This window comes from Gordonia sihwensis (assembly GCF_029632925.1).
GTDB lineage: Bacteria > Actinomycetota > Actinomycetes > Mycobacteriales > Mycobacteriaceae > Gordonia > Gordonia sihwensis.
On the sequence record NZ_CP121248.1, the window covers coordinates 1019100 to 1044973 of the forward strand.

Below are 25874 nucleotides of genomic sequence, written 5' to 3' on the forward strand. Positions count from 1 at the left end.
CAATATGTGAGAACTGTCTCATAGTCGGGACATGAAGAACGATCTGTCTCCGGAGTTCACCTTGCGGTCGGGTCCGTCCTGGCGCGATCCGTTCGAGATGTACGCGCTCCTGCGCGACCGCGACCCCGTCCATCGCGTGGTGCCCGAGGGGGATCCGGCGGCGGACTACTACGTCCTCACTCGCCATGCCGACGTGATGGCCGCCGCGCGGGACTGGGAGACCTTCTCCTCGGCGCGCGGATTGACCGTGGCGTACGGCGAACTGGAGAGCATCGGCCTGCAGGACAACCCGCCGATGGTGATGCAGGATCCGCCGCGGCACACCGCCTTCCGTCGCCTCGTGGCGCGCGGCTTCACGCCGAGACAGGTGACGACGTTGGAGCCCGAGGTTCGCGAGTTCGTGATCGAGCGGCTCGACGACCTTGCCTCCCGCGGCGGCGGAGACATCGCCGCGGACCTGTTCAAACCGCTGCCGAGCATGGTCGTCGCCCACTACCTCGGCGTGCCGGAGTCCGATCGCGGACAGTTCGACGCGTGGACCGACGCGATCGTCGCGGCCAACCCGGGCGCCGACATGGCCTCGGCCGTCGAATCGGCGTCGGAGGCGGTGATGGGACTGATGGCGTACTTCGCCGACCTCATCGAATTCCGCAAGCGCAGTCCCGGCGACGACACGGTGTCGCATCTGGTGGCCGCCGGCCTGACCGACGACCCGGCGGACCAGTCGGGCGTCCTGTCGGTGCTGGCGTTCGCCTTCACGATGGTCGCCGGCGGAAACGACACGACCACCGGCATGCTGGGCGGCTCGTCGGCGCTGCTGACCATGCATCCGGATCAGCGTGCGATTCTTCGTCGAGAACCGGAACTGCTGCCGTCGGCCATCAACGAACTGCTGCGGCTGACCTCGCCGGTGCAGGGGCTGGCCCGTACGGCGACGCGCGACGTCGAGGTCGAGGGGGTGACGATCCCGGCGGGCCGCAAGGTGCTGCTCTGCTACGCGTCGGCCAACCGTGACGAACGCATGTACGGGGAGGACGCCGCCGACCTGGACGTCCGCCGCGACCCCGCGAACATCCTCGCCTTCAGCCACGGATCCCACCACTGCCTCGGCGCCGCCGCCGCACGGATGCAGGCGCGGGTGGCGCTCGAAGAACTGCTCGCGCGGTGCCCGGACTTCCACGTCGACGTCGACGGAATCGAATGGGCGTCCGGAAACTATGTGCGGCGACCGGTCTCGGTACCGTTCTCGGCATGACCGACGATCAGGATCTCCGAGTGCGCGGGGCGGATTGGATGCGCGGCACCCGGCGGCCCGCCGTACAGGACGCGATCCTCGAGATCGCGGGCGAGGTGTTCGCCACGAAGGGGGCCAACGCCTCGATGGGGGACATCGCCGCCGCGGTGGGGTGTTCCCGGGCGACCCTGTACCGCTATTTCGACGGCCGGCGCCAGTTGCAGCTGGCGTACATCGAACGGGTCGCTCGCCGTATCGGCGCCGTGGTGGCCGAGACCGTCTCCGACCGACCGGAGCCTGCGGACCGGCTGACCGAGTCGATCATCGTGGCGCTGACGGAGGTCCGCCGGGATCCCGCGCTGGCCGCCTGGTTCACCGCGGCGGGTGCGGGGGTGGCCGGTGAACTGGCGCTGTCGTCGGAGTTCATCGAGACGGTGGCGACGGCCTTCCTCGGCGCCGGCGGTGAGGACGGGGGAGAGGCGGCGCGATGGGTGGTCCGGGTGATCGTGTCGCTGCTCGCGGTGCCAGAGGGGTCGCCGGAGCGAGAGCGCGCCGTGATCGCTCGTTTCGTCACGCCGACCGTGCTCGGATTCACCGAGACCAGAAGTTAGCGTAGCCTACACTGGCTTTCGATAATGAGACAATGATCATTAGTATGGTCGGCTATGGCGCAGACTGATTTCGACGTCCTCATCATCGGTTCCGGATTCGGCGGCAGCGTCAGTGCGCTCCGCCTCATCGAGAAGGGATATCGCGTCGGCATCGTCGAAGCCGGTCGCCGCTTCGAGGACGACCAGTTCGCCAAGACGAGTTGGCGTCTCAACCGATTCGTCTGGGCGCCGAAGTTCGGTTTGATGGGCATTCAGCGCGTCCACATGCTCAAGGACGTGATGGTTCTCGCCGGCGCCGGCGTCGGCGGCGGATCGCTGAACTACGCCAACACGCTCTACAAGCCGCCCACACCGTTCTTCACCGATCCCCAGTGGAACCACATCACCGACTGGGAATCGGAGCTGACGCCCCATTACGAGCAGGCTCGCCGGATGCTCGGTGTGGTGACCAACCCGACGTTCACCAACTCGGACCGCATCATGAAAGAGGTGGCCGACGAGATGGGCGTCGGCGACACCTTCACCTCCACCCCGGTCGGCGTCTTCTTCGGAGCCAAGACCGGCGGCGAGGGCGCCCCGGGCCAGACGGTGCCCGACCCCTACTTCGGCGGCGCGGGTCCCGAACGCACCGCCTGCACGGAGTGCGGCGCGTGCATGACCGGCTGCCGCGTCGGCGCCAAGAACACGCTGATGAAGAACTACCTCGGTCTGGCCGAGCGGAACGGCGCGACGATCATCGACCGGACCACCGTCGATCGCCTGGAGCAGCGGGCCGACGGCTCATGGCTGGTGTCGGCGCACGGGTCGTCGTCCTGGGGCCCGTTCGGCGCCCGGCGGCGGCAGTTCACCGCCGACCAGGTGATCGTCGCCGCGGGCACGTTCAATACGCAGAAGATCATGCATCGCGCCAAGGGCTCGACCCTGCCGAGGCTCTCGGACGCGATGGGCGTGCTGACACGCACCAATTCCGAATCCATCCTCGGGGCGCAGGCGCGGTCGTACGATTCGAGCCGCGACTTCACCGAGGGCGTCGCGATCACCTCGTCGTTCCACCCCACGTCCAACACTCACATCGAGCCGGTGCGGTACGGCAAGGGCAGCAACGCGATGGCCTACCTGCAGACGCTGCTCACCGATGGCGGCAGCGTTCCCAACCGGCTCGGCCAGTTCCTCAAGAACGCCGTCACCAACCCGCTGATGCTGCTGCGGCTGTTCTTCGTCCGCAAGTGGAGCGAGCGGACGGTGATCGCGCTCGTGATGCAGAACAACAACAACTCGCTGACGACCTTCGTCCGCAAGCGCGGTCCGTTCAAGTACGTGACGAGCAAGCAGGGCATCGGCGAGCCGAATCCGACCTGGATTCCGGAGGGCAACGAGGCGACCCGCCGGATCGCGGCCAAGCTGCCCGGCGGACTGGCGGGCGGCACCTGGGGCGACATCTTCAACATGCCGCTCACCGCGCACTACCTCGGCGGATGCGTCATCTCCGACGACCCGACCACCGGCGTCATCGACCCCTACCACCGCGTCTGGAACTACCCGACGCTGCACATCACCGACGGCGCGGCGATCACCGCGAACCTCGGCGTGAACCCGTCGCTGTCGATCTGCGCGCAGGCCGAGCGTGCGATCTCCCTGTGGCCGAACAAGGGTGAGGCCGACCCGCGTCCCGCACAGGGCGACGTTTACCGGCGGCTGACTCCGGTGGCGCCGAAGGCGCCGGTGGTTCCGGCGGACGCGCCCGGCGCGCTGCGCTTGCCGATCACCCCGGTGGAGAAGGCCTGACCGACCTGAACGCTTATGCCGTTCTCCGTGACCCGAATCGGGTCACGGAGAACGGCATAAGCGTTTGAGCAGGAAGAATCAGATGTAGATCGCCGGGTCGGCGTACGGATCGTGCACCGGTGCGCCGGCCGCCCGTGTCGTCGCGGCGACGCCCACTGCGACGAATCCGGCCGGAACGTCATGCACCACAACGGCATTGGCGCCGATCTTCGCGTCGTCACCGAGAGTGATGGGACCGAGGACCTTGGCGCCGGCGCCGATCAGCACGCGGTCGCCGACGGTGGGATGACGTTTGCCCTTCGACATGCTGACGCCGCCGAGGGTGGATCCGTGGAACATCACGACGTCCTCGCCGACCTCGGCGGTCTCGCCGATCACCACACCCATGCCGTGGTCGATGAACATGCGGCGGCCGAGCCTCGCGCCGGGATGGATCTCGATGCCCGTGACGAACCGGCCCAACTGCGAGAGCAAGCGCGCGGGTAGACGCGCCGCCCCGCCGGAGTTCCACAGTCGGTGAGCCACCCGGTGGAACCAGAGTGCATGGACTCCCGGGTAGGCGAGTGCGACCTCGATCATCGACCGGGCCGCCGGATCCCGCTCCTGCGCGACGCGCAGATCTTCGCGCAGCAGGCGCAGTAGCGGAACCGGCTCGGACATCAGTCGACCAGCCCTTCGAAGAGCAGCGTCGACAGGTAGCGCTCGCCGAAGTCGGGGAGCACGACGACGATGGTCTTGCCCTTGAGCTCCGGACGCTTGGCGACGTCGACGGCGGCGGCCAGCGCGGCACCGGACGAGATGCCGACGAGCAGGCCCTCCTCGGTGGCCGCCCGGCGGGCCCACTTCACGGCGGTGTCGACGTCGACGTCGATGACCTCGTCGTACACGGTGGTGTCGAGGACGTCGGGGACGAAGTTGGCGCCCAGGCCCTGGATCTTGTGCGGTCCGGGCGCGCCGCCGTTGAGGATGGGCGACTCGGCGGGTTCGACGGCGTAGATCTTGATCTCGGGCTTGCGCTTCTTGATGACCTGGCCGATACCGGTGATCGTGCCGCCGGTGCCGATGCCGGCCACCACGGCGTCGACCGCGCCGTCGGTGTCGTTCCAGATCTCCTCGGCGGTGGTGCGACGGTGGATCTCGGCGTTGGCCTCGTTGGCGAACTGGCGGGCGAGGACCGAACCGCGGCGCTCGGCGGCGATCTTCTCCGCGGCGTTGACGGCGCCGGCCATGCCTTCGGCGGCCGGGGTCAGGACGAGTTCGGCGCCGAAGGCGCGGAGCAGGGCGCGGCGTTCCTTCGACATCGACTCGGGCATCGTCAGGACGACGTTGTAGCCGCGCGCCGCGCCGACCATCGCCAGTGCGATGCCGGTGTTGCCGCTGGTGGCCTCGATGATCGTGCCGCCCGCGGGCAGTTCTCCGGAGGCTTCCGCGGCGTCGACGATCGCCACGCCGATGCGGTCTTTCACGGAGTTGGTGGGGTTGTAGTACTCCAGCTTGGCCAGGATCGTGGCGTCCACGCCGTCGGTGATGCGGTTGAGGCGCACCAGCGGGGTGCGGCCCATGAGAGCGGTGACGTCGTCGAAAATGGTGGGAGACATGACTTTTCCTTTGCGAAATGGGTCCGTGAGGGGTCGGTTTGCAGGCACTGATGGCCTGGATCCGGTGCTCAGGTGCCGACCCTGAGAACGGGACGGCACGGTGCGATGAGCCCTACTGACAGTGATCGGTGAGGAAGTACACCGAGTGGGCGAAGAGGGCGCGCGACAGGTGCGGGAAGGGGTCCACCGCATCCTCCTTGAAGTCGTCAAGCCGTCTGATTGAAGGCTAACAGACCGCGGTGACCGACAGATCGGGGAAGGGCTGCTCGTCAGTCCATTCCGCGTGCGGCGAGGGTCTCGGCGAAGCCGTCGGCCGTCTGCAGGGCGGCGAGCACCGTCGGTGCCAGGAGAACGCGCGGGCCGGCGCGCAGTCCGCGGGCGCGACGCGCCTCGTCCACCTGGGCGAGCACTTCGGCGATCAGTGGGATGCTGCGGATGGTGAGCGCGAACGCCATGGCGATGAGGTCGGTCCGCACGCCGAGCCGGCGCAACGGGGAGAGTCCGGTGATGATCGCGTCGAGCATGTCGGTGGTCCGGGTGGTTAGTGTGACGACGGCGGCCAGCCCCACCGAGGTGAGCAGGACCGCGCACACCACGAAGGCTCGCGCGGCGTCGGTGATGATCCACTGGAAGACGAAGAGCGCCGCCAGTACCCAGACCACGCCCTTGATCTGCGACCAGGCGTGGCGGGGCGGAATCCAGGCGAGGGCGAACGTCGCGACGGTGCCCGCCAGGGCGATCCCGGCGGCGATCGGTGTTCGGACCACCACTGCGAGCGTGATGATCGACGCCATCAGCGCGACGATCTTGAACCCCGCCGGGAGCCGGTGCAGCAGGGAGCGGCCGGGAACGTAGACGCCGATCATCGGCTCATCAGGTCGCGGTAGAAGGCGAGTGCGGGGGCCGGTTCGTCGTCGGCCACCACCCGGCCGTCGTCGAGGACGAGCACGCGGTCGAAATCGTCGAGCATGTCGAGGTCGTGCGTCAGTACGATCAGCTGTTCTGCGAGGTCGGCGAACACTCTCCGGAGCATGAGCGCGTTGCGGAGGTCGAGCATGGTGGTGGGCTCGTCGGCCACCAGAATGGTCGGTCCGACCACCATCACTGCGGCGAGCGCGAGCAGTTGCTTCTGGCCGCCGGAGAGCTGATGCGCGGGCTGGTCGGCGTGGCCGTCGAGGCCGAAGTCGGCGAGTACCTCGCGCGCCCGGGCGCGACGCTGGGCCTTGTCGGAGACGATGCGCGAGAGCGAGAGCTCGATGTCCTCGGCCACGGTCGGCATGATGATCTGCCGGTCCGGATCGGAGAAGATGAAGCCGACGTCGCGCCGGACCCTGCGCTTGTTCTTGCGGACGTCGAGCCCGTTGACCGTGACCGTCCCGCGGTCGGGGAGGACGAGCCCGTTGATCATCCGTGCCAGCGTCGACTTGCCGCTGCCGTTGGCGCCGACGATGCCGACGCGGCGTTGCGAGATGGCCAGGTCCACTCCGCGCAGTACCACGCGGTCGCCGAAGGCGTGCTCGACGCCGTCGAAGACGATCGACGACGGGGCGGGCTCAGGCACGGCGGAGGAACGACGGCCGCAGCGGCGCGATGAGACCGGGACGGCCGCGATGCACGGGGGCCGCGACGAGAGCGGTCACGAGCGCCTTGAGCACGTCGCCGGCGACGAACGATCCGTTGGTGGCGATGGCCGCGCCCAGCGACATGTCGGTGCGCAGGAGCAGGCCCACGATGCCGCACGCGTAGATGATCAGGACGCCGCCGAAGAGGTTGATAACGATGCCCGCCACGATGTTGTACTTCGGCATCATCAGCGCGGTGAGTAGGCCGATCACGATCACCGCGGGCAGGAAGCCGACGAAGTAGCCTGCGGTCGGGGAGCCGAGCGCCACCATGCCGGTGCGTCCGCCCGCCAGGATCGGCAGCCCGGCGATGGCCAGCACCATGAAGATGACGACCGCGAGCGTGCCCTTCTTCGGTCCGAGTACCGCCCCCGCCAGCATCACGCCGAGCGTCTGCAGTGTGATCGGGACTCCGCCGGCGAGATTGATCTGTCCGGGGAGGCCGAGGACCGCGATGAGCGCGGCGAAGACGGCGGCCTGAGCCAGGTCGGCGATGGTCAGCGACCAGCGCGAGCGGCGGCCTTCGGTGTCGGAGGAAAGGTGCGTCACAGGGTCAAGGGTATTTGGCGAGTGGCACAGATACCTATTGCGGGCTGGGCGGGAGCGTGGTGCGGGAGCGAAAACGGGTGGGGTGGGCGGGTGCAGGAATATCCTCGTCGGGCGGACATTGAGGAGTTCGCGACCGAGGTGAGGTGGCGTCACGGTGCCGCTCTGACGGCCATCCCCGCTCGCGCGGGGAGCACGCCGAGGTCCAGAAGAACGACTACCTGCAGATGGGACCATCCCCGCTCGCGCGGGGAGCACACATCACCTAGTAGGACATTGTCACGGCTCGAAGGACCATCCCGCGCTCGCGCGGGGAGCACGCCTCGATGCCGATCGTGACCTGATTCGCGTTGGGACCATCCCCGCTCGCGCGGGGAGCACGGCGTCCCAACGCTCGGCCAGCGCCCGTACCCGGGACCATCCCCGCTCGCGCGGGGAGCACGGCGTGGGCAACGCGATCCAATGGGTGATCAGCGGACCATCCCCGCTCGCGCGGGGAGCACATGTCCCACTCGGCATCGGAGATGTTGCGCTTCGGACCATCCCCGCTCGCGCGGGGAGCACGTGTATGCGGCGCTGACGAAGCAAGCTGAGGCAGGACCATCCCCGCTCGCGCGGGGAGCACTGTCGTGCTCCTTGGTGGTGGTTGTAATCCCTGGGACCATCCCCGGTCGCGCGGGGAGCACGGTGTCTACCTTTCGGCGTGCTCGGCGGCATCGGGACCATCCCCGCTCGCGCGGGGAGCACGCGAGCGGTGAGCCGGAGGATGTGTATGACACGGGACCATCCCCGCTCGCGCGGGGAGCGCATCACCTTCTGAATCTCACAACTGAATAGACCCGGACCATCCCCGCTCGCGCGGGGAGCACCGCGGAGCTGTGTACACGAAGTCGACCATCCCCGCTCGCGCGGGGAGCACCCCGTATGTGATGACCTCCCCTGCGCAGGACACGGACCATCCCCGCTCGCGCGGGGAGCACTCCGGCGGATGAGGGTTACGCGGCTGCCGTCGAGGACCATCCCCGCTCGCGCGGGGAGCACGGATGTCTGGCATTGTTTGACCCTTCTGTGAGGGGACCATCCCCGCTCGCGCGGGGAGCACTTCGGCCAATCGCATTGATCTTCTGCTGAGTCAGGACCATCCCCGCTCGCGCGGGGAGCACTCGCTGGTAGCCGTGAAGCGGTCCTAGAGTTCGGGACCATCCCCGCTCGCGCGGGGAGCACTTCGCTAATCCCTAATCTTTGGGATGCGAGACGGGACCATCCCCGCTCGCGCGGGGAGCACACGCGAGAATCCGGACGGTACCGATAACAATGGGGACCATCCCCGCTCGCGCGGGGAGCACACCGTCGCCGGGCCTCTCGGTACCGGATCGACGGGACCATCCCCGCTCGCGCGGGGAGCACGCGGACAGAGCGGAGATCTTGGCGTCGTACGCCGGACCATCCCCGCTCGCGCGGGGAGCACCTGTATGAGCATTCGGACCTTGCTAACCGCATCGGACCATCCCCGCTCGCGCGGGGAGCACTCGAGGCATACGCCCGCGGCACGTTCGATGCACGGACCATCCCCGCTCGCGCGGGGAGCACTCCTGCTGAACCCGCGCTATGCCGGCCGAGCAGGGACCATCCCCGCTCGCGCGGGGAGCACCCGGACTTGTTCATAATTCCTCCTGTTTGTGAGGGACCATCCCCGCTCGCGCGGGGAGCACGCCAGCACATCGACAGTCGCGTCAGCGAGAACAGGACCATCCCCGCTCGCGCGGGGAGCACTATCGGTATTGATACTGGCAAGCGCAATAAATGGGACCATCCCCGCTCGCGCGGGGAGCACCCTCTCAGCTTTCGCACGCCGCTGCTGCTCAAGGGACCATCCCCGCTCGCGCGGGGAGCACGGAGCCTGTCCACCGGAGAAGTGAGCCGCTGCGGGACCATCCCCGCTCGCGCGGGGAGCACGTCGTATCACCCGACTGCTGCCCCGGCTTGTAGGGACCATCCCCGCTCGCGCGGGGAGCACCGCCTTGACTGCAGCCTCGTACTCCTGGGCGCGGGACCATCCCCGCTCGCGCGGGGAGCACTCCTTTGCAGTGGTTAGGCCCAGGATCACGGTGGGACCATCCCCGCTCGCGCGGGGAGCACTCCGCCGCCGACGCGACACCGCCGTCAGCGAACGGACCATCCCCGCTCGCGCGGGGAGCACTTCACCTCGAATACTGACCGCTTCTCGCCTGCCGGACCATCCCCGCTCGCGCGGGGAGCACGGCTTCCTTCATCTTGCGACGAGCACCCGGCGAGGACCATCCCCGCTCGCGCGGGGAGCACCCCCCGCACCGCTAACGGCAACAGGATGTCGCGGGACCATCCCCGCTCGCGCGGGGAGCACCCGCCAGCGACTCGACGCCGATGACATTCGGCGGGGACCATCCCCGCTCGCGCGGGGAGCACAGCCCCCGACAGTCACATGTCGGGGGCTCTTTCGGACCATCCCCGCTCGCGCGGGGAGCACTCGCACACCGCGAACCGCTCCAACGCCACCCGGGGACCATCCCCGCTCGCGCGGGGAGCACCTCGGCGGCGCCCTGTCGGGGATTGCGGACTTCGGACCATCCCCGCTCGCGCGGGGAGCACACTTCCTGAACAGCGACTACGTAACTCGAGAAGTTGTTCTGGAATCACTTTGCGCGGTCGTGCTGCGGAATGCGCGCGGAGCGTTGATGTACGTCTACCCGCGTCGACGCCGCCGCATCTGCGACGCTGTGCTCCATCCTTTGCGGACGCGGCCGCGCGTGGTCGCATTGTCGGTCGGGCGGCGGATCAGGGTGATTCCATCCAGGTCGACGGGCTCCCATTCATGGCGGTGAGTTCTGAACGCAAGCCGTTGTTCTCCATCTGAACTGTGCACCATGATGGCCTTGCCGTTGCTCACGTACTCGATGATCTGCGACCACAAGAGGTCCCTGACTCGCGCGGGCACGTGACCGACGTATACCCCCGCACTCACCTCGAGCAACCACCGCGTCAGATGACCGCGTAGCTTCGGTGGGCAACTCGTGAGCACGACGACTACCACGGCGGTTCCATATCCTCGGGCGCGAAGTTGGTGCCGCCGACGACATTCCCCTGCCGGTCATCCCACAATTCGATGACGTCGGCGTAATCCTCCCGTGCATCGCCGCGATCGTCTCCGGGAAGCAACAGGGTGTGGATGTCGCGCACACAGCGCGTGAGAATCGCTCCGGACTTCACCGCGTCGCGTACCGCCCGTCGAGTGATGCCGCCGACGTCGTCCTCCGGAAGACCCTCACGCTCGATGGTCTCGGCGACGTCGAACGCCACCGGAATCGTGATGTCAGCCTTGTAGAGGTCGGCGATGTCGTAAACGAACGAGCGGTCGTGACCGGTGTGGACGAAGCCCAGACCCGGACTGCAACCGAGAGCGACCACTACCGAGTGCACGATTCCGTAGAGACACGAGTGAGCCGCTGACAGCGCCTGGTTGATCACGTCGGAACTCGCGAAGTCGTCCGGCTTGTAATCTCGGCGATTCCACTCGACGCCGGTGCGATCGGAATGGGTCCGGTACAGACCTCGCACCCGCGCGCCTTCACGCCCCCGCAGCTGTTGCATGGAGCACTCGGACACGTCGTCGTCGGGAAATCGCATTTCGTACATCGCCCGCGCCACGGCCACCCGTGACCGTGTATTGGTCACGGCCCGCGCCTGCGCGTCCAACAGGCGGGTGGTTCGCCCGAGTGGACGTCCATGCGCGTAGTAGCGAACGCCGCGCTCACCGACCCAGACAGCAGTCGACCCACTGTCGGCGAGCAGCAGCATCGCTTGATGGGTGACGCGAGTCCCCGGCCCGAGTAGCAGCGCGCCAAGCGATGCTGCCGGGATGTGGATGACGCCGGCATCGTCGGTCGCGGTAATGGCGCTGTCGTCGCGGCCGATGGTCGCGCGCTCGACGTACACGAACGAGAGTCGATCCTGCACGCGAACGAGTTCACTCGGCCGCGACGGGCGAACGCCGGGGATATCCATGTCAGCTCGCCGGCAGCAAGGTCATGAGCCCGCAGCCGTAGCCTTTGGCGCGTCCGATGCCGTGAGTGAGTGCTCGGCGGAGCAGGTCCGCGTCGGCGACGCGCAGACGTCCTTCGAACGAGGCGGTCACCAGGGTCACCTGCCGTTGGCCGCGTCGGAAGACTGCGGTGTCGCGTTCGCTCACTACCAGCTCCTCCCGAGGGTCTTCGACGTCGTCGGCGGCGCTCGCGACGAGTTCGAAGCCGTGGCGCTCGGCGCGCTCTTTGAACCACTGCCGCTGATACGCCGAGGTGACGTGTCCGACGATCTGTTTCCGCCCGTCGTCGGCGGTCATTCGGTGAGTCGGGTTGGCGGTCAGCCTGAACACGTACTCCTCTCCTGCGGACAACGACTCCAGAAAGGTCGTGTAGTCGCGTGTGGCCCACGGTGATCCGGTGGTCCACCCCGCCTGCTCGCCGATGTGTACTAAGCAGGGTTCCGACGGACTGACGATCAGCAGGTCTACCGCGTCATCGCGCCGATCCACACGCCACAGGACGCGCCCCTCCGCCGACTCCGTGGTGGTCCCTGGCGCGAACGCGGACATCACAGCCGCGTGCATTGCGTGTCGACTGCCGAGGAGCTTCACAGCTCCACGTCGCCGATGATTGAGGGCGATTCGAGACATGTACATTCAGCTGCCTCCTAGTGCGGCCAGCCAGTCCGGATGCGACGCCGGACGCTGAGAATCGGGATTGTCGACGGGCACCAGATCATGAACCACGTCACGCCACTCGTAGCGGCGGTGCTCGGGGTCGAAGCTGACGGGGTAGTCGCGGACCGACTCCGCGACATCGTCTCCCGGACCGGCGTCGCGGACGACCGGCAGATGAACCGTTGCACCCTGAAGCCGGCGGTGGCGAGCGCTTGCCACCCACGGCGCCGTCGCAAGCGCCTCCTTCACTGAAGCCTCGACGATCCGACCGCGCAATGGCCCTGCGGGGGGAAAGGCCCTCCGGCCGAGGTAGAGCGGAAACGTCGGATGGCGCAGACTCTCCGCCAGACCGTCGAGCAATTCACGCGGACCTTCGACAGCGGCGAGGAATCGTGCGTCGGCGAGGTAGTAGCGATGCGTCAGAGGCCTCGACTTGCCGTTCCGCCAATCGATCTCGGTTTGGAAGTCGCGCTCGAGCCGGCCGGGCTGGTCGGTCCGGACTCCGAAGGTCAGGGCGGCCAGATCTTCGATGGGGTCGGTGCGGCGCCGACCGAGTGCCGCAGCGAACAGTCCGACCACCCCGCTCTTGGTCGGCTCCGGTCTCGTCTGCCGTTGTGTGAACCGGCTCGAGTCACCCCACGATTGCTGCGGCCCGGCGAGTTCCAGAAGCAGAGTGCTCACTGTCGGCTGTCCAACTGGTCGCGGACCTTGTCGCCGAGCGCGGACACCAACTCGCTGATCGACACCGCCTGCGCGAAGTCGTCGAGTCCGTCGACGTACTTGGTCGACAGGACGTACGCCGACTCGGGCGCGGCGTCGAAGGATTCGTAGACGCGCTGGGCCTCATCGACCAGCGCAGTGATCGACCGCTGTGTCAGGCTTCCCTCGAGCTTGACCGGGTCCGTTCCGGCGGCCCGCGCGGGACGATGCTGTGCCTGTACGGGCTCAACCGCTTCTTCGAATGCCGCAGCGAAATTGATCGGCTCGTCGGTGCGGACCGTTGCGAGCACGAACGACGGCAGGGTCTTATTGGCGAAAGTGTTGCGCTTGCCGGTCGGCATCGACCGGATGAAGGCACGAGCGAAGGCCTCTACTCCTCGTGCGGAAGCGTCAGCGGAGCCCAGATTCTCCTGTAGGAGCGAGACATTCACCGTGGCGTAGCGGTACAGGGTGGCCGTGTTGAACTCGACGGTGCCGATCATCCCGGCACCCGCGTTGTCTTCGGACTGCTTGTCGTCGACGGCGGTGAAGTAGTCGAATTCGGGAACGACGGTGTGGGTGCCGATGGCGTGCGCCACCTGTGCGGCGGCGTCGACGTTGACGTCGGGAGCGTCGGCCACCATACGGCCGAACAGCGCGAGGTCGATCGAGTTGCCGCGGTTGAGAACCGCCTTCGCTTCCTTCTTCTCGACCTTTCCCTCCGACCGCACGGCGAGGTCGGCGAGTGCGTCGATCTGCGGATTGCTGAGGAATAGGAGAGCGCCGGTCTTCGAGTACTCGGTCTGGTCGGGGTCCGACTTGCGGGGCTTCACTTTCTCGACCTTGATACCGCTGGCAGTGAGCACATCGACCGCGAGCTTCTCGGCGGCTTCGCCGACGATGGACGGGTCGCGGTCGGTGATGCGGGCAGCGATCTGATCGATCATTCGGAGAGTCCGTACGCCGAGTTCGGTCTGGTCGAGGTGACTGTCGAAGTCGTGTCGCATCGCACGCTTCCACGCCTGACTCGAGACGCGTGCACGTCGGGTGCCGCCGAACACAGTGGATTTGGGACTGCCGTCCTCATCGCGGTTGATGTTCGACGGCGGGACGGCCTGGATGGCATGAAAATCGATGAAGAGGGACATGGTTTCTCCTGTTATTCGAGGGACGTGTTCAAACAGATTCGGCGGTGGTTTGGGGAGTGCGGCTGAAGTCACGAGACCACTGGAGTTGCACTCTGCGCCTGGACTCGCCGGGGGCGGTGCCCTTGCGTTGCTTGCCGGCCAGGGCAGCGAGATCATCGGCGAAACGGCCGTAGTCCAGTGGGATCCCGTGGGCGCGGAGTTGGCCGACGAGACTCCGCAGATGCCATCGGGTCTCCTCCGGACTGTCTGCGGTAACCAGTGCATTGAAGCGCTTGAGCACCGGTTCGCTGGGGCCGTCGGAGGACTCGGTGTGGGCGAGCCGGCTCAGGGCGGTACCGAAGGAGGGGCCGTCGACGTGCATCGGCTCGTTCTTCGACTGCTGGTGGAGCGCATACAGCCGGAGTGCGTCGTAGACGGCTTGTTCGTCGAAGGTGGGAAACGGGAAATCGCCGTCCGGCGTCGGATACCCGAGAAAGGCGACCTGCCAGGCCGCGGGATCCTCGCCGATCTGGCTGGTCGCCGCTCGCCGGAGCTTGGCGAACGCGGCCACGGCCGGGCCGCTGTTCCTGCGGGCCCCCGCGTAGAGGTCGGCGGCGCGCTTGGCCACATGCCTGTTGATGCCGTACCGCTCTCGGGCTTCGGTGCCATCGGTCATTTCGCATCGTCCTTTCGGGCGTCGGGGAGATGTTTGAGCAGGTTGTACCGGAACCAGTTGGCCGACGTGCCGGCCGAGACCTGTCGACCGTCGACGGTTCTGACTGCGCGTGATCGCGGTGTGGCGGAATCGAGGAGTTGGTCAGCGAGATCGGAGAGTGCGTCGCGGGCCAGTCCGTACCACGCCTGCGACAGCTCTTCGCTGTCGCGATCATTGTCGACGAATCGGATCCAGTCCCGGAAGCGTTGGTCGAGGGCGGCGTACGCGGCGGACCGCGCGGCCGATGCGGCGCCGGCCGGTTCGCCGCCGTCGGCGACGGCGAGATCGCCCGCCAGTCGCGCCAACGCGCTGACCGCGTCGTCGGCGCGCTTGACGGCGTCGATGACGCAGGCGTACGCGGATCCCTCGGGGTCGGCGATCGCCGGGTAGACGACGAGACTGTCGGTGAAGATCTCCGAATAGCTCGACATCTGCGCGCCGTACTCGACGCCGACGGATACGACGTCGACGAGGCTGTTGGGGATGTCACCGATGGACACGCGCTCGCCGAGGCGTGCCACGATCGTCGACGGATGGGCCAAGACCACGCCGTTCTTGTCCTGCTGCGGCCTGGGCGACGGCAGGAGTGCGGTGAGTCCGCGCCACAGCGACCTCTCCTGGGAGTGAGCGCGCGGCATGTACAACGGGGTCTGCGATTTCTCCTTCTTCGTCTGAGGATCGCTGTAACGCCACGATGTCATCGGCTCGATCCCGTACTGGAACGCCTTCGCGATCGGATCACCGACGCAGATCAGCACTCGGGTCACGTGGTCCCCGTCCGCGAAGAGTCTGATGTGACGGATCGGCCAGGTGAACAGACCCGCGGGACCGAACGGCCCGATCGCCGATGCCGGCCGCGGCTCAGGCGTCAGCGGCTCGAGCTCCCACAATGCACGATCTCGCTGCAGATGATCATTGTCAGGCACCCAGTTGTGGAGAAGAGTCTCCCGGAGATCGCGACCCTCGAGATACAGCCCGCCCAGCCATCCGGCCCAGCCGATGCCAATGGGATAGCCGCGCCCGCCCTTGGTCCGAGGGTCGTCTGCCGCACCGGTCTTGATGCCGTCGAAATCGTAGGCCTGACAATGGACGAGCCACCGTGCGGCCTCGGCGAACGGCAACGATGCAACGTCTCGCCGCATGGTGAAGAGGCTGTCGTCGCCCGGCGAGTCGGGAATCAGAATGCCCAGCGGCTTAGTGTCGCCGGAAGTACTCCGCAACCCAGCGACCTGCATGAACGGTTGTGTCGGATGGAAGAGGTCGAAGCGGTCGTGCCACTGGTCGAGGTATTCGTCGATGCGATCCAGCGGTAGCGAACCGGAGGTCCAGACGTCATGGATCTCTTCGTCCGTGCCCAGCGTTCGGTACATCACTGCGAGCGCGATGCGCAGAATCGCGAAGTCCTGTGTCGGGAGTTCACCGGCGATGCGCCGGATTTCAGTGCAGCGGTGAAAGAGCGCTCGGAGCGAGACCGTGTCGGGCCGGCCGTCGCAGAGGCGCACGCGAATCCACGGCTCATCGACCAGATTGAAGTTCGGTTCAGTCATAGTTTCTCCAATGGGGTGACGACCAGCCCAAGGTCGTCGTCGTAGTGGAAGTGATGGTCGACGTGTTCGGCGTTTCCATCGCGGTCCAGAACTAGGGGCAGCACGCCTCGAAGCCAGCGTGAGTTCTGCCAGGTGTCGATGCAGTTGTCTTCGAGTTCAGCGATGAGTGCGTCGCCGATCCCGGCCGAGCCCAGGAATCCGGGGAGTCGGAGAGTGTTCATCGCGGCGGCGCGCGCGATGTCGTCTTCGATGACGGTTGCGAAATCAACGTCTTCGCCTGCCATCTCCGTCGCCCACTCGGGAATGATGCGGCGGCCGGCCATCCGTTGGATCACGACAACTTCGATCGTGTCCTCCGAGTCCCGGACCTGTGCCACACTGCGTTCGCCTGTGGGGTCGGATGCGAGCGCAGCTTGATCGGCCCAGCCGACGAGTGGGCGTTTGGCCGGTGCCGGGATCAAGAACGAGCGTGCGCGCTGTGCCTTCTTGGCGCGTACTTCGTCAGCAGATGCCTCGGCGTCCTCCCACTCGGTCTCCCATCCGGGCGGTGCGGTCACCGATTCGTATGCGTGCGAGACGAGACCGGAGACATGGTCCGGGCTGACGATCACGTCATGACGGGCGAAGTGCTCGTCGAGTGTGGCGATGCAGCGAAACAGCGCGGACTTGCCGTAGACGGCCCGGCAGCCGGCGTCCAATTCCGGTGCCGCGTCGTCTCTGCGTGCGATTCCGGTGATCCGAAGCCGTGGGGTCTGATGTGCCGACGGTCGGGAGGCGTCCTTGTGACCGTGACGATGCAGTCGACCGGCGCGCTGGATCAGGAGGTCGATCGGTGCGATGTCGCTGAACATGGCGTCGAAGTCGATATCCAGCGACTGCTCGATGACCTGGGTCGCGATCACGATCAACGGACCGTCGCGCCGTTCGGCGTCGGGTCCGAGCCGCTCTCGGAGACGTTGCTCCTTCCGCATCCTGTCCGGAGTGAGGAACCGCGAGTGCAAGAGGTCGATCTCAACCTCCGGTGGCACGATGTCGGTCAACAGACGATAGAGGTCCTGGGCGCGACGAACGGTGTCGCAGACGACGGCGATGTTTCCGCCGCCCATAGCCGCCGTGAGTACGGCGTCCGCGATTTCGTCTGTATCGCCTGGCAGCTCATCGATCGTCAACCGTGAGCTGCGCCCAGACGAGGGCACCGCGATCACTGTCGATCCGCTGTCTGACGTGCATGTGAGCCGTGGGTAGGTGGCATCGTTTGCGGGTTTTGGAGTCTGCCTGCCGAGCCCGTCGTTGTACGCACTGACCAGTTCGTGACGGATCGACGGTGGGAGAGTGGCCGACATAGCGATGACGGGCACTCCGTATGCGGCGAGCCAAGTAAGCATGCGGCACAGATACTGGCGCATGAAGTGGTCGGCCGCGTGGACCTCGTCGAGGACAACGACCTTTCCCGCGACTCCGAGGTGTCTGAGCACCACGTGCTTGGCGCACAGTGCCCCGAGCAGAAGCTGATCGATCGTGCCGACGACGAAGTCCGACATGGTCGCGAGCTTGTTGCGGCCGGTGAGGAACCAGTGAGCCACAGCGCGGCCGTCTCGACTGTCGTCGAACACCGAGGACATGCGCGGCACGGCCTGGAAGTCGGAGTTGAACTGTGCCTTTCCGTGGGCCAGGCCGAGAGAGACATCGTCGTCGCCTTGAATCAGATCGAGCCATTCGCGCACGGTGCCGAAGATCCCGTCGGACGTCGCTTGCGTCGGGAGCGCGAACAGGACGCCGCCGAGCCCGAACCGTGCGGCGAGGATCTCGCTTCCGCCGAGCGCGGCCTTCGTCTTCCCGTCGCCGGTCGGCGCCTCGATGATGATCAGTTCCGGACGTTCGATGGACCTGGTGAGGTCCACTAAGCGAGTCTGAAGCGGTCTCGGCGCGGAAAGTTCGAGATGGGCGGCGAAGAGTTCGTTGTCGTCCGGGAGGTCGGCTGACCACGGCGGAGGAAGCCTCAGGGCGCGCATAGCGTCGGTTGCTGCATGTGCAGGGCGAGGGCTGGTACGCAGGGGGAACGAGTCGGAATTGGAGGCGATCCAGTCCGCCATGATCGTGAGCCCGGTCGCGACGACCGCCGCTGTTTGGGGGATGAGGCGTGAACCGAGTTCAGTGAAATCCTCAGTGGTCAAGCCGGCGAGGGTCTCAGTGAATGCGACGAGTTCTCGCTGAACCGTCTCCCATTGCGTGCCGGTGCCGAGGAGTTCGACGCTGCCGCCATCGTAGTGGGGTGGCGGGGTAGCGTAGGTGCCGTGGTGGCCGAGGGAAATGGCCGCCAGTGCTGCAGCCTCCCGCTTGCCCAGACCGTGTGTGCGTGTCAGACGATCTCTCAGGATGAGGTAGCCGGCCATCGAGTGAGGCAAGGCCGACCGGTTCCGGCAGACAGACGGGTGGAACGGCAGTCCGGCGTCCTCGGCCTTCCCCCGCAGGTGTTCTACCTGTACGCAGAACGCGGGGCTCGCCTTGCCTGAATCGTGTGATGCTGCGAGCCATACGAGCATCCGACGGGCGAGGTCAGCGTCGTCGCCGAGCGCCGCTGCGACCTCCCGCTTCACTGCGTTCGGAAGGAACTCGTCCCACAGGATCCCGGCGACGGCGGCCGCGTCGGCCATGTGCTGATAGAGCGGCAGCCACTCGACGCCTTCGGTGTAGTCGGACTTGGCCCACAACGACCGCGCGGCGTCGGAGAGGCCGACGACCGCGGCGGAAATGTCCGACCCGAGTGCTTTGCTAGGCATGAGTCAGGTTTAGCAGGTGGGTGTGACGGAGGCAACTAGTCCGAAAGAAAGTACTCAATTTTAAAGTGAGTTGCGTTAGCGAGGGTTCGGCCTGCCGCGGCGTGCCGAACCCTCGCTTCCCGGACCCCGCGTTGGCGGGGATCACCTTGATCTGAGTCTGCCGAACGCAAGTACTCAAGGATCATCCCTGAAGAGGGCTTGGTTGAAGTCACGTTCAACCGAACATCAGCGTATTAGGCTTCGCTAACTTCCGCAGGGAGAAGGGGGTTCCGTGCGTGTTGCGTAGAGGATCGTCGAGCTCAGCGGCCGTTCTCCGTAACGGGACTGGCTGCGGCTTTGGGCCGGAGGTATCGGATGCATAGCGGCAGCGTCCGCTTCCGTCCCTCTCCGCTCGCGCGGGGAGAACTTGAACGTGCCGGTCGACTCGGAGTATGCCTCGCTGACACCACAGAACGCGACACCGGGCAGCGTCTGCTCCTGGTCGTACGCGTACGCGTTGCCTTCGATCGGCATCAGCGGGAGCCGGTCCAGGATCGGGGACTCCTGCGACCCCCCCCCGCCAGCCCCTGGCAGCGCGGGAGCAACGAGAACACCAACGGCCTGCTCCGGCAGTACGTCCCCAAGGGCACCGACCTGAGCGTTTACAGTCCTGCCGATCTCGAGCACGTCGCCCACGAACTCAACGGTTCCCACGCAAAACGCTCGGCTGGGATACCCCTGCCGAGCGTCTGCGTGATCTAATCACCACCAACTAACAGCAGTGTTGCGTCGACCCCTTGAAACCGCATCAAGGCATTGGGGTAACTACCGATATCCGCATGCTGTGGATAACTCAGGATGCAAGGCGACGCGCGATGTTCCGCACCACCACGACGTCCTGCTCATCGAAGTCGGCGGACAGCGCCAGCAACTGCTCCATCTCCTCAGCCGAGACGTCCGCAGCGTCCTCTGCGACGATGATCGCCGCGACTTCGAACTCGCCAGCGTCAAGGGCACCTGTGGCCATGTCTCGGGAGGCGGCGTCAAGCGCGGTGCCATGACGGCGCACCAGCGTGGTCGCGAACTCCTCGATGTCCATGCTCACGAGTCTATCCTCGCGCTGGGTATCCGGACCAGAACCGCGGTCCCGGTGGATCGGTTCTGATCATCACCCGAACCTCCACACCGTCGACTTCCCGAGTGAACTGGAGCTTGTCTCCGCACCTGGTCACGCGGTCCGGCGTGCGAACAGTCAACTCCAACGCGTCTTCGATGTCCTGATCGGACCACGACCGCGGGAAGTGCGACTTCTTCGGAACAGTCGATCCGTGCCGGTGCTTGTGCAACACCCTGCGCATATCTCCAACAGTCGGCATCGGAGCATTGCGCGGTGTGAAGGGAATCGAGGAACCATCGCCCAACGGCGGGTACTCCTCCGGCACGTCCATGCCCCCAGGGTTCCACCTGTTCGGAGGGACGCGACCGCCGCCCCCGGGTAGATCCTCCCTGAGTCACAGGTCTGCGCGCTTCCTTCGGTCGAGTGATGTCCGCGCCACCGCGAACGGTGCGAGACCTGCCTGGCCGGTCCATCAGGCGCGGGGAGCACACGCCTGTACGACGTATGGGAGGCGCCTACTCAGGACCATCCCCGCTCGCGCGGGGAGCACCGGGCGCCGGGATCGCAGTGGTCGTAGTCCCGCGGACCATCCCCGCTCGCGCGGGGAGCACGAGCTCGCCCCGGTATCCTCGCCCTTCTGCGGCGGACCATCCCCGCTCGCGCGGGGAGCACTCAGCGCGGTCTACCAAAGGTGCGCCGGTGACGGGACCATCCCCGCTCGCGCGGGGAGTACGGGATCGAGGTACCGCGGAACACCGAGACGCTGGGACCATCCCCGCTCGCGCGGGGAGCACCTCGGCCGGAGGTTCCGGCAACCCCGGATAGAGGGGACCATCCCCGCTCGCGCGGGGAGCACTACGTGCTACCTAGGTTCTGTTACGAAAGTCGTCTGAGCCAGTGATTGATGCTTGCGATTTCGATGGTGGCGGCGAAGCGGACGGTGAGTTTGTCGTAGCGGGTTGCGCGGGCTCGGTGTTGTTTTGGCTGGTTGATGCCACATTCGACGGTATGGCGGTCCTTGTGTCGCTCGGAGTCGAACGCGGGTGGGCGTCCGCCGACCGATCCTCGTCGTTTGCGGTGTCGGTGTTGGTCGGACGGTTGAGCGATCGTGGCCTTGATGTGGTGGGTTCGCAGCCAGGTCCGGTTGGCCTTCGATGAGTAGGCCTTGTCCGCGAGGACCCGGTCGGGGCGAGACCGTGGTCGGCCGGGACCGGCGCGGCAGACTCGGATTCCTTCCGGAACGGGAATCATCTCGGGGCTGTCGCCGCACTGGCCGGCGGTCAGGAGGAAGGAGAGCACTCCGCGGTGCTGATCAATCGCGACATGGGTTTTCGTCGACCAGCCGCCGCGGGATCGTCCGAGCGCGTGATTGGACGGTTCGTCGGGCACCTTCTCGAGGCTGTCGGCGCGAGCGCCTGCGGCGTGCGCATGAGCTCTGGACGTCATCGAATCAACGCTGACCTGCCACGACAGTCGATCTGAGGCGGCAGCATCGGCGCGTAGTTCGGCATCGATTCGTGCCCAGATTCCGGCGACCTGCCATTGAGTGAACAAGACGGACACCCGCCACCACGGGCCGTAACGGTCTGGAACGTCTCGCCACGGACAGCCGATGCGAGTTCGGTAGCGGACCCCGTCGATCAGCGCTCGCAGACAATACTGGCGGGGTCGACCGCGTCTGGGCGGGGTTGGAAGGTGCGGCTCGAGAACCGTCCACTGCCTGTCGGTCAGGTCATGGCGCGCTGATGCCGATACGGTGGCCATGGGAGGCCTCCCTGCGAGCGTTGATGATTAGACACCAACTGCGTTAGCGCGGAGGCCTCCCGTCATGCACGCAGACACGCCGACACCACACCAGCCACTTTCGTAACAGAACCTAGTGGAGTAGGTGATCACTGAGGACCATCCCCGCTCGCGCGGGGAGCACTCGATCGCCTTGTTCGTGTACGCCACGCCGCCGGGACCATCCCCGCTCGCGCGGGGAGCACAAGCTCCGCCGCGTCGGTGAGCGTGTCGGCGACGGACCATCCCCGCTCGCGCGGGGAGCACCTCGTGCGGCGGGCCTTGAACGTGATCTGAGCCGGACCATCCCCGCCCGCGCGGGGAGCACGCCATCACCTTCCCCGTCTGGTCGAGGAGATGGGGACCATCCCCGCTCGCGCGGGGAGCACCCGATCAGCGTAAGTCGACGGTGTCGGCGCTCGTGGACCATCCCCGCTCGCGCGGGGAGCACTGCTTCTCGCCCACGAACAGGGTCTGCGCCTTGGGACCATCCCCGCTCGCGCGGGGAGCACGGGTTCGATGACCACCGACGGCCATACTCCGACGGACCATCCCCGCTCGCGCGGGGAGCACAGGAACGGCGCGTCGGACATGCTGGGCCACTTCGGACCATCCCCGCTCGCGCGGGGAGCACCTCGACAAAGACGGTAAGCGCCAGGTTCGTACAGGACCATCCCCGCTCGCGCGGGGAGCACTGCCTGACGCGGGTATCGTCTCGTCTACGGGCCGGACCATCCCCGCTCGCGCGGGGAGCACGGTCAACCCATGTGGAAAGACGCCGCCCGCAACGGACCATCCCCGCTCGCGCGGGGAGCACCGACGATCAGATGGTCGAGTGGGTTCGGGCACGGGACCATCCCCGCTCGCGCGGGGAGCACAGAATGCCGGCTATGGACAACCCGACCGACAAGGGACCATCCCCGCTCGCGCGGGGAGCACGGTTGCGTCTGCGGGGCGGGCGCGTTGTCGCAGGGACCATCCCCGCTCGCGCGGGGAGCACACATAGAGCACCCACGGAGAGGCGTGCCACGCGGGACCATCCCCGCTCGCGCGGGGAGCACACCCTCAGTCGGATCTGTGGCCGCAGTACGCACGGACCATCCCCGCTCGCGCGGGGAGCACACGGCGATGCGCAAGGCCGGCGACAGTCTGAACGGACCATCCCCGCTCGCGCGGGGAGCACGGATGAGGATGCTGGGAACGGGAACGGGTAGGCGGACCATCCCCGCTCGCGCGGGGAGCACGTGGTTCCCCGGGATGGCGCAACCTGCGCCCAAGGACCATCCCCGCTCGCGCGGGGAGCACAATTCGACGGTCTCGGGAGCAATGGTCGTGACCGGACCATCCCCGCTCGCGCGGGGAGCACACACGTACGCGCGCTCGCGAGACTGGTTTTTCGGGACCATCCCCGCTCGCGCGGGGAGCACTTCTTCGAGTCGGTATTCAACAAGGAAATCGACGGACCATCCCCGCTCGCGCGGGGAGCACAGCCGTAACAGCAAGCGCATAACCAAGCTGAATGGACCATCCCCGCTCGCGCGGGGAGCACAATTGCTATTCCAGACATTCTAGGTAATCGGAAGGACCATCCCCGCTCGCGCGGGGAGCACAAACACTCCCGGCCAACCGTGCCGCCGATACAGGGACCATCCCCGCTCGCGCGGGGAGCACGAGCGGGTGTTCGCTCAGGCTTTGAGCGTCTACGGACTATCCCCGCTCGCGCGGGGAGCACAAACGATTGGCGCCCTGTCGGATTCTGGTACGGGGACCATCCCCGCTCGCGCGGGGAGCACGGTGCGTGGACCGCGTCGTTCGCGGCCATGTCGGGACCATCCCCGCTCGCGCGGGGAGCACCGACAGTCGCTCGTTTCCGAATTGACCACCAGGGGACCATCCCCGCTCGCGCGGGGAGCACGAATGTCGGTCTTAGGCGATTAGTTGACGAACGGGACCATCCCCGCTCGCGCGGGGAGCACAGACTGATGTCCCAGAAGCCAGGCTCGCCGTTGGGACCATCCCCGCTCGCGCGGGGAGCACCGCCATGCCCGCCTCATGCACCTGCTGACGACGGGACCATCCCCGCTCGCGCGGGGAGCACATCGACCTGATCGCGCTCGGCGACGAGGTCCTGGGACCATCCCCGCTCGCGCGGGGAGCACGCCGAGCAGACCGACGCCGGCGTCGTCGGCACGGGACCATCCCCGCTCGCGCGGGGAGCACGAGTCGCAGAAGCGGATCAGCAGCATGAAGATGGGACCATCCCCGCTCGCGCGGGGAGCACGTATCGGTGGTGGCGCTATTGTCGTCGCTCACCGGACCATCCCCGCTCGCGCGGGGAGCACTTCCGGAGACCAACCACGCCGAGGAACGTGAGAGGACCATCCCCGCTCGCGCGGGGAGCACACTACCGCCGGATAGTAGGACGTATCCGAGTACGGACCATCCCCGCTCGCGCGGGGAGCACATCGACTCCATCCGCGCATCGAGCTCGGGGACGGGACCATCCCCGCTCGCGCGGGGAGCACGAATGGCTCGACAAATCACGCGGCACGGGCCTGGGACCATCCCCGCTCGCGCGGGGAGCACGACCGCAGCTCGCTTGGTCAGGAAGTTCTCGGGGGACCATCCCCGCTCGCGCGGGGAGCACTCACGTGGCTTTACAGGATCACTAGTCTGCCGAGGACCATCCCCGCTCGCGCGGGGAGCACCATCGGATGCTCTGGACCGTGGACGACTTATTGGGACCATCCCCGCTCGCGCGGGGAGCACCCGGTACCGGCTGCGCTCAGTGCGCGCAAACCAGGACCATCCCCGCTCGCGCGGGGAGCACCTTGACAAAGACGGTAAGCGACAGGTACGAACCGGACCATCCCCGCTCGCGCGGGGAGCACATGCAATAGGTAACACTGATTGTTACAGAACCGGGACCATCCCCGCTCGCGCGGGGAGCACAGAGGATCTCGCCGCCGCGTACGTGAACACTGCGGACCATCCCCGCTCGCGCGGGGAGCACAAGGACGTCATCAACGTCGAGTTCTTCCGCGTCGGACCATCCCCGCTCGCGCGGGGAGCACTTGGTGATGTCGGTGAGCGCGGCATGGACAACGGGACCATCCCCGCTCGCGCGGGGAGCACTCAGGCTCTTATTCAGCAGGGTCGCGGGCGTGGGGACCATCCCCGCTCGCGCGGGGAGCACTACAGTCCGAGAGGCACTGGAAAGCGACCCGGCGGACCATCCCCGCTCGCGCGGGGAGCACCCCGCGACCCGGGCCATTACGTCATCGGCGGCGGGACCATCCCCGCTCGCGCGGGGAGCACTCGACGCCGAACATCGCCAGGTAGGCCGGCATGGGACCATCCCCGCTCGCGCGGGGAGCACTGCGCGGCCGAGAACTCCAGCTTGCTCGTGTAGGGACCATCCCCGCTCGCGCGGGGAGCACTGCACGCCGGTGGCGAGTCGAGCGCGCCGCATCGGACCATCCCCGCTCGCGCGGGGAGCACGATCCCCCAGCGTGTAGCGTTCACTCATTTCACGGACCATCCCCGCTCGCGCGGGGAGCACTCCACCGGTACCCCGGACCCGCTTGACGTCGTGGGACCATCCCCGCTCGCGCGGGGAGCACAATCAAGCAAGGCGAACGCGCCGACTGGCACTGGGACCATCCCCGCTCGCGCGGGGAGCACAAAGGGCTGTGGGATATTCGGGCCCGGTTGTGGGGACCATCCCCGCTCGCGCGGGGAGCACGAGTGCGTGATGTGTGGGGCGACCTGGTGCCAGGGACCATCCCCGCTCGCGCGGGGAGCACTCAAGAGTTGGTGGCAAAGCTCGGCGGATCTGCGGACCATCCCCGCTCGCGCGGGGAGCACGGATCCCACACCATGTCCTCGTAGTCTTCGAGGTGGACCATCCCCGCTCGCGCGGGGAGCACAGTCCGCAGAGAAGCTGTCGAAGGGTCAGGCGGGGACCATCCCCGCTCGCGCGGGGAGCACCGGCCTC

The 25874-nt window shown here is 67.0% G+C and carries 19 protein-coding genes, 1 pseudogene and 3 CRISPR repeat arrays (1 of these 23 only partly in view); of the genes and pseudogenes, 4 read left to right on the plus strand and 16 right to left on the minus strand.

Annotated features, from left to right (window positions below):
* Window positions 1-31: 31 nt before the first annotated feature.
* The 3 genes from P5P27_RS04905 to P5P27_RS04915 are packed head-to-tail and all read left to right on the plus strand — an operon-like array spanning window position 32 to window position 3630.
* Entirely contained in the window at window positions 32-1255 is a 1224-nt protein-coding gene (locus P5P27_RS04905; RefSeq protein WP_278126648.1) for a cytochrome P450, read from the plus strand.
* Entirely contained in the window at window positions 1252-1845 is a 594-nt protein-coding gene (locus P5P27_RS04910; protein WP_231875708.1) for a TetR/AcrR family transcriptional regulator, read from the plus strand. Before P5P27_RS04905 ends, P5P27_RS04910 begins: the two co-directional genes overlap by 4 nt.
* Window positions 1846-1899: 54 nt before the next feature.
* The gene (locus P5P27_RS04915; protein ID WP_278126650.1) at window positions 1900-3630 is read left to right on the plus strand and encodes a GMC family oxidoreductase N-terminal domain-containing protein; all 1731 of its coding nucleotides are present in this window, start codon (window positions 1900-1902) and stop codon (window positions 3628-3630) included.
* A 78-nt stretch (window positions 3631-3708) separates the two neighbouring features.
* Here P5P27_RS04915 and cysE read toward each other — a convergent pair whose 3' ends face one another.
* The 13 genes from cysE to cas3 all read right to left on the minus strand — a co-directional run bounded on the left by cysE (window position 3709) and on the right by cas3 (window position 18999).
* The gene (gene cysE / locus P5P27_RS04920; protein ID WP_006897186.1) at window positions 3709-4290 is read right to left on the minus strand and encodes a serine O-acetyltransferase; all 582 of its coding nucleotides are present in this window, start codon (window positions 4288-4290) and stop codon (window positions 3709-3711) included.
* A complete protein-coding gene (cysK, locus tag P5P27_RS04925) occupies window positions 4290-5228 on the minus strand; it encodes a cysteine synthase A (RefSeq protein WP_278126652.1) in 939 nt (312 codons plus the stop codon). The genes cysE and cysK overlap by 1 nt, the downstream gene beginning before the upstream one ends.
* A gap of 269 nt (window positions 5229-5497) precedes the next feature.
* On the minus strand, window positions 5498-6094 hold the full coding sequence (locus P5P27_RS04930) for an energy-coupling factor transporter transmembrane component T family protein (protein WP_278126654.1): 597 nt from the start codon (window positions 6092-6094) through the stop codon (window positions 5498-5500).
* Window positions 6091-6789 (minus strand): energy-coupling factor ABC transporter ATP-binding protein, encoded by a 699-nt coding sequence (locus tag P5P27_RS04935; protein ID WP_006897189.1) that lies wholly within the window; start codon window positions 6787-6789, stop codon window positions 6091-6093. The genes P5P27_RS04930 and P5P27_RS04935 overlap by 4 nt, the downstream gene beginning before the upstream one ends.
* Window positions 6782-7399, minus strand: a complete 618-nt coding sequence (locus P5P27_RS04940; RefSeq protein WP_006897190.1) for a biotin transporter BioY — start codon at window positions 7397-7399, stop codon at window positions 6782-6784. The genes P5P27_RS04935 and P5P27_RS04940 overlap by 8 nt, the downstream gene beginning before the upstream one ends.
* Window positions 7400-7749: 350 nt before the next feature.
* Window positions 7750-10024: a CRISPR direct-repeat array (repeat unit 28 nt; unit sequence GGACCATCCCCGCTCGCGCGGGGAGCAC).
* Between the two features lie 94 nt (window positions 10025-10118).
* Window positions 10119-10466: a type I-E CRISPR-associated endoribonuclease Cas2e gene (gene cas2e / locus P5P27_RS04945; RefSeq protein WP_341338032.1), complete on the minus strand. Its 348-nt coding sequence runs from the start codon at window positions 10464-10466 to the stop codon at window positions 10119-10121.
* Window positions 10460-11437 (minus strand): type I-E CRISPR-associated endonuclease Cas1e, encoded by a 978-nt coding sequence (gene cas1e, locus P5P27_RS04950; RefSeq protein ID WP_278126657.1) that lies wholly within the window; start codon window positions 11435-11437, stop codon window positions 10460-10462. The genes cas2e and cas1e overlap by 7 nt, the downstream gene beginning before the upstream one ends.
* A 1-nt stretch (window position 11438) precedes the next feature.
* Entirely contained in the window at window positions 11439-12110 is a 672-nt protein-coding gene (cas6e, locus tag P5P27_RS04955; RefSeq protein WP_278126659.1) for a type I-E CRISPR-associated protein Cas6/Cse3/CasE, read from the minus strand.
* On the minus strand, window positions 12111-12812 hold the full coding sequence (gene cas5e, locus P5P27_RS04960) for a type I-E CRISPR-associated protein Cas5/CasD (protein WP_006897194.1): 702 nt from the start codon (window positions 12810-12812) through the stop codon (window positions 12111-12113).
* Window positions 12809-14050, minus strand: a complete 1242-nt coding sequence (gene cas7e, locus P5P27_RS04965; protein WP_278126661.1) for a type I-E CRISPR-associated protein Cas7/Cse4/CasC — start codon at window positions 14048-14050, stop codon at window positions 12809-12811. The genes cas5e and cas7e overlap by 4 nt, the downstream gene beginning before the upstream one ends.
* A complete protein-coding gene (casB, locus tag P5P27_RS04970) occupies window positions 14007-14633 on the minus strand; it encodes a type I-E CRISPR-associated protein Cse2/CasB (protein WP_006897196.1) in 627 nt (208 codons plus the stop codon). The genes cas7e and casB overlap by 44 nt, the downstream gene beginning before the upstream one ends.
* Entirely contained in the window at window positions 14630-16219 is a 1590-nt protein-coding gene (casA, locus tag P5P27_RS04975; RefSeq protein ID WP_278126664.1) for a type I-E CRISPR-associated protein Cse1/CasA, read from the minus strand. The genes casB and casA overlap by 4 nt, the downstream gene beginning before the upstream one ends.
* Window positions 16216-18999, minus strand: coding sequence for a CRISPR-associated helicase Cas3' (cas3, locus tag P5P27_RS04980; protein WP_278126666.1), 2784 nt, complete (start codon window positions 18997-18999; stop codon window positions 16216-16218). The genes casA and cas3 overlap by 4 nt, the downstream gene beginning before the upstream one ends.
* A 555-nt stretch (window positions 19000-19554) precedes the next feature.
* Here cas3 and P5P27_RS04985 point away from each other — a divergent pair.
* Window positions 19555-19754: pseudogene (locus tag P5P27_RS04985) on the plus strand (transposase); the annotation flags it as partial.
* A gap of 77 nt (window positions 19755-19831) precedes the next feature.
* Here P5P27_RS04985 and P5P27_RS04990 read toward each other — a convergent pair.
* From P5P27_RS04990 to P5P27_RS04995, 3 genes are all read right to left on the minus strand, one after another.
* Complete coding sequence (locus P5P27_RS04990) at window positions 19832-20077, minus strand: hypothetical protein (RefSeq protein WP_278126668.1); 246 nt, start codon at window positions 20075-20077, stop codon at window positions 19832-19834.
* A 10-nt stretch (window positions 20078-20087) separates the two neighbouring features.
* Window positions 20088-20426, minus strand: coding sequence for an EndoU domain-containing protein (locus tag P5P27_RS20755; RefSeq protein WP_423201244.1), 339 nt, complete (start codon window positions 20424-20426; stop codon window positions 20088-20090).
* Window positions 20427-20617: 191 nt separating this feature from the next.
* A CRISPR array of direct repeats spans window positions 20618-20952; the repeat unit is 28 nt; unit sequence GGACCATCCCCGCTCGCGCGGGGAGCAC.
* A 19-nt stretch (window positions 20953-20971) separates the two neighbouring features.
* Window positions 20972-21859 (minus strand): IS5 family transposase, encoded by an 888-nt coding sequence (locus P5P27_RS04995; protein WP_278126670.1) that lies wholly within the window; start codon window positions 21857-21859, stop codon window positions 20972-20974.
* A gap of 135 nt (window positions 21860-21994) precedes the next feature.
* A CRISPR array of direct repeats spans window positions 21995-25874; the repeat unit is 28 nt; unit sequence GGACCATCCCCGCTCGCGCGGGGAGCAC; it runs 1701 nt beyond the window's last position.

Excerpts from the sequence above, each read along its gene's own strand:
- P5P27_RS04915 (WP_278126650.1), top strand. The coding sequence starts at position 1,900 with ATGGCGCAGACTGATTTCGACGTCCTCATCATCGGTTCCGGATTCGGC.
- cas1e (WP_278126657.1), bottom strand. The coding sequence starts at position 11,437 with ATGGATATCCCCGGCGTTCGCCCGTCGCGGCCGAGTGAACTCGTTCGC.
- cysE (WP_006897186.1), bottom strand. The coding sequence starts at position 4,290 with ATGTCCGAGCCGGTTCCGCTACTGCGCCTGCTGCGCGAAGATCTGCGC.
- P5P27_RS04995 (WP_278126670.1), bottom strand. The coding sequence starts at position 21,859 with ATGGCCACCGTATCGGCATCAGCGCGCCATGACCTGACCGACAGGCAG.
- P5P27_RS04990 (WP_278126668.1), bottom strand. The coding sequence starts at position 20,077 with ATGGACATCGAGGAGTTCGCGACCACGCTGGTGCGCCGTCATGGCACC.
- casA (WP_278126664.1), bottom strand. The coding sequence starts at position 16,219 with ATGACTGAACCGAACTTCAATCTGGTCGATGAGCCGTGGATTCGCGTG.
- casB (WP_006897196.1), bottom strand. The coding sequence starts at position 14,633 with ATGACCGATGGCACCGAAGCCCGAGAGCGGTACGGCATCAACAGGCAT.
- cas3 (WP_278126666.1), bottom strand. The coding sequence starts at position 18,999 with ATGCCTAGCAAAGCACTCGGGTCGGACATTTCCGCCGCGGTCGTCGGC.
- cysK (WP_278126652.1), bottom strand. The coding sequence starts at position 5,228 with ATGTCTCCCACCATTTTCGACGACGTCACCGCTCTCATGGGCCGCACC.
- P5P27_RS04930 (WP_278126654.1), bottom strand. The coding sequence starts at position 6,094 with ATGATCGGCGTCTACGTTCCCGGCCGCTCCCTGCTGCACCGGCTCCCG.
- P5P27_RS04905 (WP_278126648.1), top strand. The coding sequence starts at position 32 with ATGAAGAACGATCTGTCTCCGGAGTTCACCTTGCGGTCGGGTCCGTCC.
- P5P27_RS20755 (WP_423201244.1), bottom strand. The coding sequence starts at position 20,426 with ATGGACGTGCCGGAGGAGTACCCGCCGTTGGGCGATGGTTCCTCGATT.
- P5P27_RS04910 (WP_231875708.1), top strand. The coding sequence starts at position 1,252 with ATGACCGACGATCAGGATCTCCGAGTGCGCGGGGCGGATTGGATGCGC.
- cas6e (WP_278126659.1), bottom strand. The coding sequence starts at position 12,110 with ATGTACATGTCTCGAATCGCCCTCAATCATCGGCGACGTGGAGCTGTG.